The organism is Streptomyces sp. NPDC033178, from assembly GCF_055577685.1.
This window is the reverse complement of record NZ_JBVIPT010000008.1, coordinates 386,746-399,927: the sequence shown is the minus strand read 5'-3', so window position 1 is coordinate 399,927 and position 13,182 is coordinate 386,746. Positions and strand designations below refer to the sequence as shown.

Annotated in this window: 10 protein-coding genes; 7 read left to right on the top strand and 3 right to left on the bottom strand. The window is 69.8% G+C overall.

Annotated elements, in window-relative coordinates; all coding sequences use genetic code 11:
- Nucleotides 1-213 precede the first annotated feature (213 nt).
- Nucleotides 214-477: a WhiB family transcriptional regulator gene (locus ACZ5VQ_RS22485; protein ID WP_053723761.1), complete on the bottom strand. Its 264-nt coding sequence runs from the start codon at nucleotides 475-477 to the stop codon at nucleotides 214-216.
- A gap of 743 nt (nucleotides 478-1,220) precedes the next feature.
- On the opposite strand from ACZ5VQ_RS22485, the gene ACZ5VQ_RS22480 reads away from it, so the two are divergent.
- The 4 genes from ACZ5VQ_RS22480 to ACZ5VQ_RS22465 all read left to right on the top strand — a co-directional run bounded on the left by ACZ5VQ_RS22480 (nucleotide 1,221) and on the right by ACZ5VQ_RS22465 (nucleotide 5,287).
- A complete protein-coding gene (locus tag ACZ5VQ_RS22480) occupies nucleotides 1,221-1,709 on the top strand; it encodes a cysteine dioxygenase (RefSeq protein WP_469106414.1) in 489 nt (162 codons plus the stop codon).
- 41 nt (nucleotides 1,710-1,750) lie between these two features.
- Nucleotides 1,751-2,710, top strand: a complete 960-nt coding sequence (gene cofD, locus ACZ5VQ_RS22475) for a 2-phospho-L-lactate transferase (protein ID WP_469106413.1) — start codon at nucleotides 1,751-1,753, stop codon at nucleotides 2,708-2,710.
- A 74-nt stretch (nucleotides 2,711-2,784) separates the two neighbouring features.
- Nucleotides 2,785-4,152 carry a coenzyme F420-0:L-glutamate ligase gene (locus ACZ5VQ_RS22470; RefSeq protein WP_469106439.1) on the top strand — a complete coding sequence of 456 codons (1,368 nt, stop codon included), beginning with the start codon at nucleotides 2,785-2,787 and terminating at the stop codon, nucleotides 4,150-4,152.
- A 112-nt stretch (nucleotides 4,153-4,264) separates the two neighbouring features.
- Nucleotides 4,265-5,287 carry a DNA-3-methyladenine glycosylase family protein gene (locus tag ACZ5VQ_RS22465; protein WP_469106412.1) on the top strand — a complete coding sequence of 341 codons (1,023 nt, stop codon included), beginning with the start codon at nucleotides 4,265-4,267 and terminating at the stop codon, nucleotides 5,285-5,287.
- A gap of 204 nt (nucleotides 5,288-5,491) precedes the next feature.
- Here the strand turns inward: ACZ5VQ_RS22465 and manB are convergent, their stop codons facing one another.
- The gene (gene manB, locus ACZ5VQ_RS22460; RefSeq protein ID WP_469106411.1) at nucleotides 5,492-6,574 is read right to left on the bottom strand and encodes a mannose-1-phosphate guanylyltransferase; all 1,083 of its coding nucleotides are present in this window, start codon (nucleotides 6,572-6,574) and stop codon (nucleotides 5,492-5,494) included.
- Between the two features lie 167 nt (nucleotides 6,575-6,741).
- On the bottom strand, nucleotides 6,742-8,430 hold the full coding sequence (locus ACZ5VQ_RS22455; protein WP_469106410.1) for a peptidoglycan recognition protein family protein: 1,689 nt from the start codon (nucleotides 8,428-8,430) through the stop codon (nucleotides 6,742-6,744).
- Between the two features lie 110 nt (nucleotides 8,431-8,540).
- On the opposite strand from ACZ5VQ_RS22455, the gene ACZ5VQ_RS22450 reads away from it, so the two are divergent.
- The 3 genes from ACZ5VQ_RS22450 to ACZ5VQ_RS22440 all read left to right on the top strand — a co-directional run bounded on the left by ACZ5VQ_RS22450 (nucleotide 8,541) and on the right by ACZ5VQ_RS22440 (nucleotide 12,904).
- On the top strand, nucleotides 8,541-9,296 hold the full coding sequence (locus tag ACZ5VQ_RS22450) for a TIGR03089 family protein (protein ID WP_469106409.1): 756 nt from the start codon (nucleotides 8,541-8,543) through the stop codon (nucleotides 9,294-9,296).
- 272 nt (nucleotides 9,297-9,568) lie between these two features.
- Nucleotides 9,569-10,915, top strand: coding sequence for an LCP family protein (locus ACZ5VQ_RS22445; protein ID WP_469106408.1), 1,347 nt, complete (start codon nucleotides 9,569-9,571; stop codon nucleotides 10,913-10,915).
- Nucleotides 10,916-11,173: 258 nt separating this feature from the next.
- Complete coding sequence (locus tag ACZ5VQ_RS22440) at nucleotides 11,174-12,904, top strand: LCP family protein (RefSeq protein ID WP_469106407.1); 1,731 nt, start codon at nucleotides 11,174-11,176, stop codon at nucleotides 12,902-12,904.
- Nucleotides 12,905-13,182 lie beyond the last annotated feature (278 nt).

Here is a 13,182-nt window from a genome sequence, read left to right as displayed (position 1 = left end):
CCGGTTCGATGGACTGCGGTGGACGCCTGTGTCCCCGGAGGACAGCGGGGCGTCTCGGACGGAGGCCCACACTAACGGCTGGGCAGCAAAGCGGCCCGCCGCCTGTGGATAACCCACCTGCGACGGGCCGTTCGTTACGTATCGGAACGTAGGGGTGTGCGCCGTTCGGTCGGACGGCGCACAGCCGGCGATCAGGTCGTGATCAAGCCACGATCAGACGGCGGCCTTCTTCAGGCGACGCCGTTCACGCTCGGACAGGCCGCCCCAGATGCCGAAACGTTCGTCGTTGGCGAGCGCGTATTCGAGGCACTCGGAGCGGACCTCACAGGCGAGGCAGACCTTCTTGGCCTCGCGGGTGGAGCCGCCCTTCTCGGGGAAAAAGGACTCGGGGTCGGTCTGCGCGCAGAGCGCCCGCTCCTGCCAGCCGAGCTCCTCTTCGGCCTCGTCGACCAGCAGTTCCTGAAACAGCTCGGTCATGTGCGCCCCTCGTCCGTCTCGCGTCCCCGTGATGCTGCCGTTACCGATTTCGGCTGAACGACACGAGTGAAATTACAAGTGTGCCGATCCGGGCCAGTCAAGCCGAGATCTGCTATTGGGCCCCTTATTCACTCTGCGGAACCAAGGCTTTGCGGAAAGTGTTCAAATCGGCATAAACCCTGACAGCCGAATAGGGACCCGGCCGGGCTCCGTCTCCGCGCAGGACCTGTACGAAGAAGGACGCTCAGAAGTTCGATCTCGTTCCTGTACGAACGACGAAGCGAACCGGATCACATGTGGATCACACGGATGCCCCATGGATCACGGGATCGCGACGAGGTTCGTGCGCCCGGTTGTGCGCCATGTGTCCTCGCAAGCTCCTGCACAAACCTTTCGCCACAGAGGTGAACCGGATGAGGTGAACATCGCCCACATACCGGACATCAAGTTGACAGTCCGAGTGTGAACCGGTGTCCTAGTGGGCATGCTCGCGAACTTGGCACTCACCTCGACCCGCACCGCCGGGTCCCTCGGTGCTGCCCACGCTCGCTGTAGCTGTTTCTGTTGCTGTCACAGCTGTTGAGCCCACCGCGCTCCGGCTGACGCCGAGTTCCCTGACCGGGACCCGGCCGCTGGTCCCCTCGCCCGTACCAAGGGCACACCTCATGCCCGCGACCCGGGCGGACGGTACGTGACACCCCAGTCCTCCAGCACTCTCTTCCGCCGAGGAACCCACCGCACCCATGAACAGCGACAGCGACCTCCAGATCGCCGGCGACATCCTCGAAGTACCGCACCTCCTCCAGGCGCCGCGCGAGCACCCGGCCACCGTGGCCGACTTCGTCGGCCTCGCCCGCTCCATCGCGGCCGACCGCTCCCAGTGGGAGCACCTCGTCGAGTACGACGCGGCCTCCCGCTGGTACCACCGGCTGCGCACCGGGCCCGGCTACGAGGTGTGGCTGCTCTCCTGGGTGCCCGGACAGGGCAGCGGGCTGCACGACCACGGCCGCTCCTCCGGCGTACTCACCGTTCTGGAGGGCGCGTTGACCGAGCGCACCGAGCGGGGCACGCGCGCGTTGGGCGCGGGCGCCCAGCGTGTGTTCGCGCCCGGGTACGTGCACGAGGTCGTCAACGACTCGCTCGATCCGGCCATAAGCCTGCACGTGTACTACCCCGGGTTGACGGAGATGCCGATGCACGCCGTCCGGTGCGCGACGGCCGAGGTCTCGTAACCGGCTGACGCGTTGTCGTAGCCGCCTGCAAGACTGAATCCATGCGCATTGTGGTTCTGGCAGGCGGCATCGGTGGTGCCCGGTTCCTGCGTGGTCTCAAGCAGGCCGCGCCGGACGCGGACATCACGGTCATCGGCAACACCGGGGACGACATCCACCTCTTCGGGCTGAAGGTCTGCCCGGACCTCGACACGGTGATGTACACACTCGGCGGCGGTATCAACGAGGAGCAGGGCTGGGGGCGGACCGACGAGACCTTCCACGTCAAGGAGGAGCTCGCGGCGTACGGGGTCGGGCCCGAGTGGTTCGGGCTCGGCGACCGGGACTTCGCGACGCACATCGTGCGGACGCAGATGCTGGGCGCCGGGTATCCCCTCAGCGCCGTCACCGAGGCTCTCTGCGACCGGTGGCAGCCGGGCGTCCGGCTGATCCCCATGTCCGACGACCGCGTCGAGACCCATGTGGCCGTCGAGATCGACGGCGAGCGCAAGGCCATCCACTTCCAGGAGTACTGGGTGCGGCTGCGGGCCTCCGTGGACGCGTACGCGGTGGTGCCCGTCGGCGCCGACCAGGCCAAGCCTGCGCCCGGAGTGCTGGAGGCGATCGCCTCGGCCGACGTGATCCTCTTCCCGCCGTCCAACCCGGTCGTGTCCGTCGGCACCATCCTCGCCGTGCCCGGCATCCGGGAGGCCATCGCCGAGGCGGGCGTCCCGGTGGTCGGCCTCTCCCCCATCGTCGGTGACGCGCCCGTGCGCGGCATGGCCGACAAGGTCCTCTCGGCCGTCGGCGTCGAGTCCACGGCCGCCGCGGTCGCTGAGCACTACGGCTCGGGACTCCTCGACGGCTGGCTCGTGGACACCGTGGACGCGGGGACGGTGGAGCAGGTCGCCGCCGCCGGCATCCGGTGCCGGGCCGTGCCCCTGATGATGACCGACCTCGCCGCGACGGCCGAGATGGCCCGTCAGGCACTGGCGCTGGCGGAGGAGGTGCGGGGCGCTTGAACGACGACGATTTCGGGAGCGCCGAGTTCGGGAGTGACGAGTTCGGGAGTGACGAGTTCGGGAGTACGGGGCACATGAGCGGCGGGGTTTTCGCGAGTCCGGCTCCGGCCGGGGACGAAGGGCTGCCGTCCGGTGTGCCCGGCTTCCGGGTCTGGGCCCTGCCCGGACTGCCCGAGGTTCGGCCGGGGGACGATCTCGCCAAGCTGATCGCCGGCGCCGAGCCGGGCCTGGTCGACGGGGACGTGCTGCTGGTCACCTCGAAGATCGTCTCCAAGGCCGAGGGGCGGATCGTCGAGGCGGCGGACCGGGAAGCCGCCATAGACGCGGAGACCGTGCGGGTCGTGGCGCGGCGCGGGCCGCTGCGGATCGTGGAGAACCGGCAGGGGCTCATCATGGCCGCCGCCGGCGTCGACGCCTCCAACACACCCTCCGGGACCGTGCTGTTGCTGCCCGAGGACTCCGACGCCTCCGCGCGCGCGATCCGCGACGGGCTGCGGGACGCGCTCGGGGTCGAGGTCGGGGTCGTCGTCACGGACACGTTCGGGCGCCCCTGGCGCACCGGCCTCACCGATGTCGCCATCGGGGCCGCCGGAGTGCGCGTCCTCGACGATCTGCGGGGCGGCACGGACGCGCACGGGAATCCGCTGAGCGCGACCGTCGTCGCCACCGCCGACGAGCTCGCCTCCGCCGGTGACCTGGTCAAGGGCAAGGCGGCTGGGCTGCCCGTCGCCGTCGTGCGCGGACTGTCCCACGTGGTGGGCACGTACGGCGAGGACGGCAAGGACGAAGGGACGCGAGGCATGGTCCGGGGCGCGCGCGACGACATGTTCCGGCTCGGCACCTCCGAGGCCGTCCGGGAGGCCGTCACCCAGCGGCGTACCGTACGGGCCTTCACCGACGAGCCCGTCGACCCCGATGCCGTACGGCGTGCGGTGGCCGCCGCCGTGACCGCGCCCGCGCCGCATCACACGACGCCCTGGAGATTCGTACTCCTGGAGTCGGCCGAGTCGCGGACGCGGCTGCTCGACACCATGCGGGACGCCTGGATCGCCGATCTGGAGCGGGACGGGAACAGCCCGGAGTCCATCGCCAAGCGCGTGCGGCGCGGGGACGTGCTGCGGGGCGCGCCGTATCTGGTCGTGCCGTGCCTCGTCATGGACGGGTCCCACAGCTACGGGGACGAGCGGCGTGACGGCGCCGAGCGGGAGATGTTCGTGGTCGCCGCGGGCGCCGGGGTGCAGAACTTCCTCGTCGCGCTCGCCGGTGAGCGGCTCGGGTCCGCGTGGGTGTCGTCGACGATGTTCTGCCGCGAGGTCGTGCGGGACGTGCTCGGGCTGCCGGAGGGATGGGATCCGATGGGGGCCGTCGCCGTCGGGCACGCGGCGGAGGAGCCGAAGGCTCGGCCCGAGCGGGATGCGGGGGCGTTCATCGAGGTGCGCTGAGCGCCGACGTTCACATCAGCCCTGGTTCGTACGGCATTCTCGTACGGCACTCCCGAGCGCCCTGAGCGCCTCGGACATCCTGAGCACCGCGAGCAGCCCTAGGACCTCAACCGTGGCCGGACGTTTTGATCCTCGGCCGACGCGTACGACCGTGCGCGGCGGGCATGTCGTCGTGCCCGGGCAGGCTCGGGCGGACCGGTCGGCCGGACTCGGCGGGCGTACGCGCAGCTGGGTGCCGCCGTGGCCGCTGGATCTCGGGCTCGTGCTCGGGCCGTTGCGGCGGGGGCCCGCGGATCCGACCTTCCGTACGACGCCGGACGGGGCCGTGTGGCGGGCCAGTCTCACGCCGGTCGGGCCCGGGACCCTGCGGGTGTCCGTGCGCGCGGGTGTCGTCCAAGGGAAGGCGTGGGGGCCCGGGGCCGAGTGGTTGCTGGAGCAGCTGCCTCGGATGCTCGGGGAGTCGGACGATCCCGATGCCTTCGAGCCGCGGCATCGGCTGGTGGCGGTGGCCCGGCACCGGCGGCCCGGGTTGCGGCTGACGCGTACCGGGCTGGTGCTGGAGTCGTTGATTCCGTCGATTCTCGAGCAGAAGGTCACGACGGACGAGGCGTATCGGGCCTGGCGGTTGCTCGTGCGGAAGTACGGGGTGCCGGCGCCCGGGCCCGGGCCTCTGGTGGGTCGCGGTGGGGGGATGTTCGTGATGCCCGAGCCCCGGGTCTGGGCGTTGATTCCCTCGTGGGAGTGGCATCGGGCCGGGGTCGACAACAAGCGGGCGTCGACGATTCTGCGGGTCGTGCGGGTGGCTCGGCGGATGGAGGAGGCGGTGGGGTTCGAGGTGGGGCGGGCCCAGGAGCGGCTTGAGGTGGTGGCGGGGGTGGGGCCGTGGACCTCGGCGGAGGTTGTGCAGCGGAGTCATGGGGCGGCGGATGCGGTGACCGTCGGGGATCTGCACCTTCCCGGGATCGTGGGGTATGCGCTGGCCGGGGACCGGGATGCGGATGATGCCGTGATGTTGTCGTTGCTGGAGCCTTATGCGGGGCAGCGGCATCGGGCTGCTCGGCTCATTCTGTTGAGTGGGCGTACGCCGGGGCGGCGTCAGCCGCGGATGCCTCGGGGGGATATTGGGCGGCTTTGAGTTTTTTCGCCCCCGCCGCCCCTACCCATTCCCGTCCCTTTTCAGGGGCTCCGCCCCCGAACCCCCGTATCGCGCTGAACGCTCGTCCTCAAACGCCGGACGGGCTGGAATGAGCCAGCCGGACTGAAGAGTACGGCCGGCTCAAGAAGTGAGCCTGCGCCGGTTGTGTGCGCAGGCTCTGCTCCCCCCTTGGTGATCTTGGTGCTACTGGTCCGATGAGAAGCGGAGTGCTGCGGCTGGGATCTGGGCGTCGCACCAGATGCGTACGCCCTCGCGGAGTTCGTTGTCCGGGCCTACCGAGGCGCCGTCGCCCACCACCACTCCGGTGAGGATCGAGCGGGCGCCGACGTGGGCGCGGGCGCCGATCAGGGAGTCGGTGATGACCGCGCCCGGGGCGATGACCGCGCCGTCGAGAATGGCACTGCCGGAGATACGGGCGCCCTCGCCGACCGTGGCGCCGTGGCCGACGACGGTGCCGCCCGTCAGTTTGGCGTCGGAGGCGACCGTGGCCGACGGGAGGACCAGGCGGTCCCCGCAGCGGCCCGGGACGGCCGGGGACGGAGCGCGGCCGAGTACCAGGTCGGCCGAGCCGCGTACGAAGGCGCCCGGAGTGCCCAGGTCCAGCCAGTAGGTCGAGTCGACCATTCCCTGGAGGTGGGCGCCGGAGGCGAGGAGCTCCGGGAACGTCTCCCGTTCGACCGAGACCGGGCGGCCCACCGGGATCGCGTCGATCACCGACCGGCGGAAGACGTACGCTCCCGCGTTGATCTGGTCGGTGACGATCTCCTCGGGGGTCTGGGGTTTCTCCAGGAACGCCTGCACCCGGCCCGACGAGTCCGTGGGGACCAGGCCATACGCCCTCGGGTCCGTCACCCTCGTCAGGTGCAGGGAGACGTCCGCGCCCGAGGAGCGGTGCGTACTGATCAGGGCCGGGATGTCCAGGCCCGTCAGGATGTCCCCGTTGAAGATCAGGACCGGGTCGTCGGGGCCCGATCTCAGCCGGGAGGCCACGTTCCGGATGGCACCGCCGGTGCCGAGGGGCTCCTCCTCGGTGACGTACTCGATGTGGAGCCCCAGCGACGAACCGTCGCCGAAGTGGGGCTCGAAGACCTCGGCCAGATAGGACGTGGCGAGCACGATGTGCTCGACCCCCGCCGCTCTCGCCCGTGCCAGCTGGTGCGTGAGGAACGGTACCCCGGCCGCCGGAACCATCGGCTTCGGCGTGTGCACCGTGAGAGGGCGCAGCCGTGTGCCCTTGCCGCCGACCAGGAGGATCGCTTCTGTCACCTGTCGTCTCTGCTTCCTGATGGGGCCGGTCGAACTGTCTTTCGACCGGCCAGTGTATGCAGACCGTTTCGATGGCTGTGGGGCGCCTCTGGGGGAGGTTTGGCTGTGGGGAGCCGCCGGGGCTGGGGCCCCGGCTTGCCGGGCTCACCGTTCCCGCCGACCGGACCTCATCGTCCCTGGTAGCGGGCCGAAGTCGCACGGGCCTTGCCGAGCTTCGCGTAGAGTCGGCCGCCCGGGCATTCGGTGGCGAAACCATCCCGGTGACCGGAGATTACATTGAGTCGTACGTTCTTTCCTTTTCGGTAGAGATTTCCGCCCCCGGACTTGAGGTAGGTCTTGCCCTTCGGGTTCGCCCCGAAGAGGCCGAGCTTCCACGCCGTGAGCTTCGCGATCGCCTTCACGGAGGCGGCGGGCGGGTTCGTGGTACCGAAGCTCCCGAGGACCGCGATCCCCATGCTGTTGGTGTTGAAACCGAGAGTGTGTGCGCCCATGACGGGCTTGGCCACGCCTCCGGCCCGCCCCTCGTAGATGTTTCCGCACTTGTCGATGAGGAAGTTGTAGCCGATGTCCCGCCAGCCGCTGCTCTTCACGTGGTAGCGGTAGATACTGCGGATGACTGAAGGTGCCTGCGCGCAGCGGTAGTTGTTGCCCGACGCGGTGTGGTGGACGAAGGCGGCCTTCACGGTCTTCGTGTAGCTGAAGTTCCGCTCACGGAGCGTCTCGTCGGCACCCCAGCCCCGGCGGGTGACGATGCGCGGACGTGCACCGATGTACGGCTTCAGGCGTTGGCCCGTCGCCGGGTCCGCCGCGTCGGCGTTGCCGATCGTGCCGGTCTTGCCTGTCGTACCCGGCTTGTCCTTCGGCCCCGGCTTGTCCTTCGGGCTCGCCACTTCCGCCGTCTCGCCTCGGGTCGCCAGCAGGTCGGCCTCCGTCTGCTTCTGGCTCAGGGCGGGGATCACGGTGGCGCCGAGGGGGGCCAGGTCGGCGTTGACGGCGGAGGAGGCCGCCGCCTCGGGGGACAGGACGCTGCCCCGCGGGGCGTCCACCCCGGAGGTCTGCGGCGGGGGCTCGGCGGCCGGATCGACGCCGGGGTCGATCAGTTCGATGTGCAGGCCCGTGGGGAGGGCATCGCCGGCGACGGCCCGGCCGTCCGTTCCCGGCCTGCCGTCCGCCTCCGCCTGGACGCGGACCTCCACACCGTCCGAGTCGCCGACCCACAGGGGGGCCGTGGATCCCCGTACGCGCCCGGAGGCGCGCTCCGCCGTGTCCGGGTCCGCCGCGTGCTCGTGGTTGTGCGTGTCCACGTCCTGCCAGAGCGACCACTTCGCGGTGCCGCTCGCGCGGGTACGGACCTGGACCCGGCCCTGGAGTTCCGTGTCCGGGTTGTCCCAGACGACGCCCACCAGGGAGAAGTGGCGTACGTCGCGTCGCGGGAGGCCTTGCGTGGCGGCGGAGGGGGAAGAGGGGGCGGACGTGGGGGGCAGGGTGCGGTCGCCGGAGGGAGGGGCGAGGGGTGCGAGGGGGAGGGACTGGGTGCTGCCGGGGATCGAGCGGTCGGTCGCGGGGCCGGAGCCGGCGGGGGCCGCGGGGGCGGAGACGGCGGCTCCGGCTGCCGCCTCGGCAGATGTGGCCGCTTCGGCCGATGTCGTCGAGGTGCTCGGCGATTCCGGTCGAGCCCTGGCCGTTCGTTCGGATGCCGGTCTGTCCGGTGTCGCCCGGTCGGTGGTCGGGCTCTCGGCCGCCGGGGGTGCGGCCGCGGCGTCGGTGGACACGGCCAGGGGGAAGGCCAGGGCGGCCGCACACGTGACGGCAATCGAGGAAGCAAGATATCCGCGCATGCCCCTGATCCTGGACATAGTCATACTTATCTGTCCATCTGGGATTTGACGGACCGTCGGCCGGACTCCGCCGAACCGGTGGCCCTCGCTCCCCCGCCCGGGCGGGTGTCCGCGTACCCTTGCGTCCCGTGAACGCCACCGACCGCACCCCTGCCGACCTGCTGCGATCCGCGCTCGCCACGGATCCCGCGCGCCCCCTGGTGACCTTCTACGACGACGCCACGGGTGAACGTGTCGAACTGTCCGTGGCCACCTTCGCCAATTGGGTGGCCAAGACCGCGAACCTGCTCCAGGGCGAGCTGGCCGCCGAGCCCGGGGAGCGGGTCGCGTTGCTGCTGCCCGCGCACTGGCAGACGGCGGTGTGGCTGCTCGCCTGTTCCTCCGTGGGGGTCGTGGCGGATGTCGGGGGCGATGCGGGTGCGGCCGACCATGTGGTGGCCGGGCCCGGGCAGTTCGAGGCCGGGCTCGCGTGTTCCGGGGAGCGGGTGGCGTTGTCGCTCGCGCCGCTCGGGCGGCGGTTCGCCCAGGTGCCCGCCGGGTACGCCGACTACGCCGTCGAGGTGCCCGGGCAGGGGGACGTCTTCCAGGCGTACGGGCCTGTGGATCCGGAGGCGCCCGCGGTTGTTGTCGCCGGGGCGGAGCTGACGGGGGCGGAGGTTGTCGAGCGGGCTCGGGCGGATGCGCCCGCGCTGGGTCTGACGGGGCCAGGGGCTCGGCTGTTGTCCGCTCTTTCGTACGACACGTGGGAGGGGCTGAGTGCCGGCCTCTTCGCTCCGCTGGCTGTCGGTGGGTCCGTGGTGTTGTGCCGGAACCTTGAGCAGGTCGGGGAGGATGCGTTGGCGAAGCGGATCGAGAGCGAGCGGGTTTCGGCTACGGCTCGTTGAGCGGGCCTCCCGGGTAGGGGACCTTTTTTCGCCCCCGCCTCCCCTACCCATTCCCGTCCCTTTTCAGGGGCTTCGCCCCCGAACCCCCGAAAGACTGCGCAGTTCCCCGCGCCCCTAGGTCTTTAGGGGCGCGGGGAACTGCGGTACCAGCCGCAGCCAACCCGCACCCGACAAACCCTTCCCCCGTTCAGCCCAGCCCCCGAAGCCCTCCGCCTCCACCCGGGCCATGGTCGTAGGAGCAGGTTCGTGCGGCATGAGGGGTGGATTCTCACGTGAGCGAGACCGGAGGGACGCGGGGCGCGGCGCCGGGGCCGGTCGGGCCCGGGGTCGGTGCGTCTCCCACCGGGGCCGGGGCCAGGAGGCGTCGGCGGCGGTGGCTGCGGTACACGGCGATCGGCGTCGTCGTGGTCGTGGTGGGCGCCGCGGGAGCCGGCTGGGTGCTGTACGAGAAGCTGAACGGCAACATCACGTCGGACGACGACACCGCCGCCGAACTCGCACGGTACGAGAAGGAGCGGCCCACCTCGCTGGTGCACGACGCGCAGAACATCCTGCTGATCGGGTCGGACTCACGGTCGGGGGACGGGAACCAGAAGTACGGACGGGACTCCGGCACCGAGCGGTCCGACACCACGATCCTGCTCCACCTCACGGCGAACCGGCGCAGCGCGACCGCGGTCTCCCTCCCCCGCGATCTGATGGTGGACGTACCGAGCTGCCGCCGGCCCGACGGCAGCCGCACCGCACCGGTGTTCGCGATGTTCAACTACGCCTTCCAGAGCGGCGGTTCGGCGTGCACGATCCGTACCGTCGAGAAGCTGACCGACATCCGGATCGACCACCACATGGTCGTGGACTTCCACGGCTTCAAGGACATGGTCGACGCCGTCGACGGGGTCGTGGTGTGCCTGAAGGAGCCGATCGACGATCCCGCCGCCAAGCTCCGGCTGCCCGCGGGCAAGGTGAAGCTCAACGGCGAGCAGGCCCTCGGGTACGTACGCGCCCGCAAGACCATCGGCGACGGCAGCGACACCGACCGGATGGACCGCCAGCAGCGCTTCCTGGGCGCCCTCGTCAACAAGGTGCGCAGCAATGACGTACTGCTGAATCCGGTGAAGCTCTATCCGGTGCTGGACGCGGCGACCTCCTCGCTCACCACCGACCCGGGGCTCGCGAGCCTGCGGGGCCTGTACGACCTGGTCCGGGGCATGCGCAACATCCCCACCGAACGTGTGCAATTCCTTACGGTGCCGCGGGAGTCGTACGCATACAACGCCAATCGCGACCAGCTCGTGGAACCCGAGGCGGAGAAACTCTTCGAACGGCTACGCATGGACGCTCCGTTGGAGGTCTCGAAGGAACTTCCGGAGGATTCCGGCACAAAGAGGAGCAGCGCGGAGTCGGTCGGCGACAGGGACGCGTATGGCGATTCGCACAACTACGAGTCCTATGACGGCAGTTATGACGGGCGCGTCGAGGAACGGGAGCGGGGCCCCGATCAGGGATTCGGCCAGGAAGATGGCAAATCGGGCGCAAAGCGGCCCGAAGACCCCTCACTGACGCCGAGTCCCGCGCCGACTTTCCGCGGGAACACGGCCGCCGAGGACGCCTGCGGTTAACGGCCGAACAGGCCTCCGAGTAAAGAGCACACCAAGACGGGGAACGTACGTTCAAAGAATTGGGTGGATTGCCCGGTTGTAGGGAAGTGGAATTTCTCACCGTCGTCGCTCGACGCCGAACTGGGCGGATAGTGTGAGCGATCCGGTGCACCCGGTCCTGAGGTCTGTCCTGAGGTCGCGCACTGGTTGGACCGACTGACCGAGCGTCTTTTGAGGGGGAAAGACGCCGCGTGGCCCCGACGGAGGACTCAAGCAACCGTGGACGCGCAAGGCCGTGGGCGGGCGGACGATATCGATCCCGCAGACCAGTGGGTACTCAACCCGAACACCGGCGACTACGAACTGCGACTGCAGAGTTCCGCACCGCAGTCGGCGGTTCCCGGTCCCCGGAGAACCGCCACCCGCGCCGGAGGGGCGGCAACACGCCCGCGTACCGCGCCGGGCCGTGAGCGTGGGATTCCGGGCACCGATCTGCCGGGACCGCGCAGGCGCCGTGGCGCGCCGGACGAGCCGCCTCCGGGCCGCCGCCGGACGAAACCCAAGAAGTCGCGGGCGAAGAAAATACTGCTGTGGACCGGCGGCGGCATGGCCTTCGTGCTGGTCGGTGTCTCGGCGGCGGCGTACGCCTACATCAAGCACCTTGAGGGCAACGTCGCCACGACGGACGTCGGCAGCGCGGGTTCGAGCGGCTTCAGCAAGGACGAGGCCTTCAACATCCTGATCATCGGTACGGACAAGCGCACCGGTGCGGGCAACGAGGGCTACGGCGACAAGGGCAGCGTCGGGCACGCCGACACGAACATCCTGCTGCACGTCTCCAAGGACCGTACGAACGCGACCGCGATGAGCATTCCGCGTGACCTGATGGTCGACATTCCGGATTGTCCGACCAAGCAGGAGGACGGCTCGGAAAAGATCGTTGCGGGGACGCTCAACCAGCGCTTCAACACGAGCCTGGGACAGGGCGGCCGGAACGCGGGCTGCACCATGCGTACGGTCGAGGCGGTCACCGGCATCAAGCCGGACCACTTCATGATGGCCGACTTCAACGCCGTCAAGACCCTGACCACTGCGGTGGACGGCGTCGAGGTCTGCGTGGAGAAGGCCGTCAACGACAAGGAGTCGAAGCTCAAGCTGCCGGCCGGTACGTCCAAGGTCGAGGGCGAGCAGGCGCTGGCCTTCGTTCGGACCCGGCACAGCTTCGGCAACCAGGGCGATCTCGACCGCATCAAGGTGCAGCAGCAGTTCCTGGGCTCGCTGATGCGCAAGATGGCGTCCAGCGACACCCTCACCAACCCCAGCAAGCTGCTGAAGCTCGCCGAGGCCGCCACCAAGGCACTGACGGTGGACACCGGCATCGGAAAGGTCAGCACGCTCAAGGACGTGGCGCTGGAGTTGAAGAAGGTGCCGCCGAAGAACATCACCTTCACCACGGTGCCGGTGAAGGACAACCCGGCCGAGAAGATCAAGGCGACAGTCGTCGTCGACGAGTCGCGCGCGCCCCAGGTCTTCCAGATGATCAAGAGTGACACCTCCTTCACCGCGGTGAAGCAGAAGGAGGCGAAGGAGAAGGCGGCGGTCGCCGCCCGTCTCAAGGGCACGAAGGCCGACGCCTCGGAGGTTCGCGTCCAGATCCTCAACGGCGGCGCCCCGGCCGGCAGCGCGCAGGCCCAGCTCAACTGGCTGCAGCTCGAAGCGGGCGTGTCCAAGTCCGAGAACGCGGGCAACTCGGGTGCCACACAGGCCAAGACGACGCTGGAGTACGCGCCAGATCAGGCGGACCAGGCCCGCAGGCTGGCCGACATCATGGGGCTCAGCGGCTCGGCGATGAAGCCGGGCAAGAGCGTCACCAACTCCCAGGGACTGCCGACGATGACACTCACGCTGGGAGAGGACTTCAAGGGCGCCGGGGTGAAGCTGAACTCCGCTTCGGCCGCCACTCCGGATGTGGAGAAGTCCACGGCGGACAAGGTCCAGTGCGCCAGCTGATTCGCTGACGCGGGTGACCTGACGGGCCTGTCGCACGTCTTACGGGGCGAGCGACAGGCCTTTGCCGGATACGGAGCCAGCTCCCGGAGGGGCCGGTTCGGCCGGTGCCGGGTGCGGGTTCGCCCGGTGCCGGATGCGGGATTGACCCGTGCCGGGTGCTGGATCGGCCCGTGCCAGGTACAGGATCGGCCGGTGCCGGGTGCGGAGTTGACCGGTGCCAGGTGCCGAGTTGGCCGTGTCAGGTGCGGTCGGCCGGTATTCGGCTCGGAGTTGTCCGG

What these genes read in the sequence shown, in the direction of transcription:
- ACZ5VQ_RS22485 (WP_053723761.1), bottom strand. Translation starts at nt 477, where the DNA reads ATGACCGAGCTGTTTCAGGAACTGCTGGTCGACGAGGCCGAAGAGGAG.
- ACZ5VQ_RS22480 (WP_469106414.1), top strand. Translation starts at nt 1,221, where the DNA reads ATGAACAGCGACAGCGACCTCCAGATCGCCGGCGACATCCTCGAAGTA.
- cofD (WP_469106413.1), top strand. Translation starts at nt 1,751, where the DNA reads ATGCGCATTGTGGTTCTGGCAGGCGGCATCGGTGGTGCCCGGTTCCTG.
- ACZ5VQ_RS22470 (WP_469106439.1), top strand. Translation starts at nt 2,785, where the DNA reads ATGAGCGGCGGGGTTTTCGCGAGTCCGGCTCCGGCCGGGGACGAAGGG.
- ACZ5VQ_RS22455 (WP_469106410.1), bottom strand. Translation starts at nt 8,430, where the DNA reads ATGTCCAGGATCAGGGGCATGCGCGGATATCTTGCTTCCTCGATTGCC.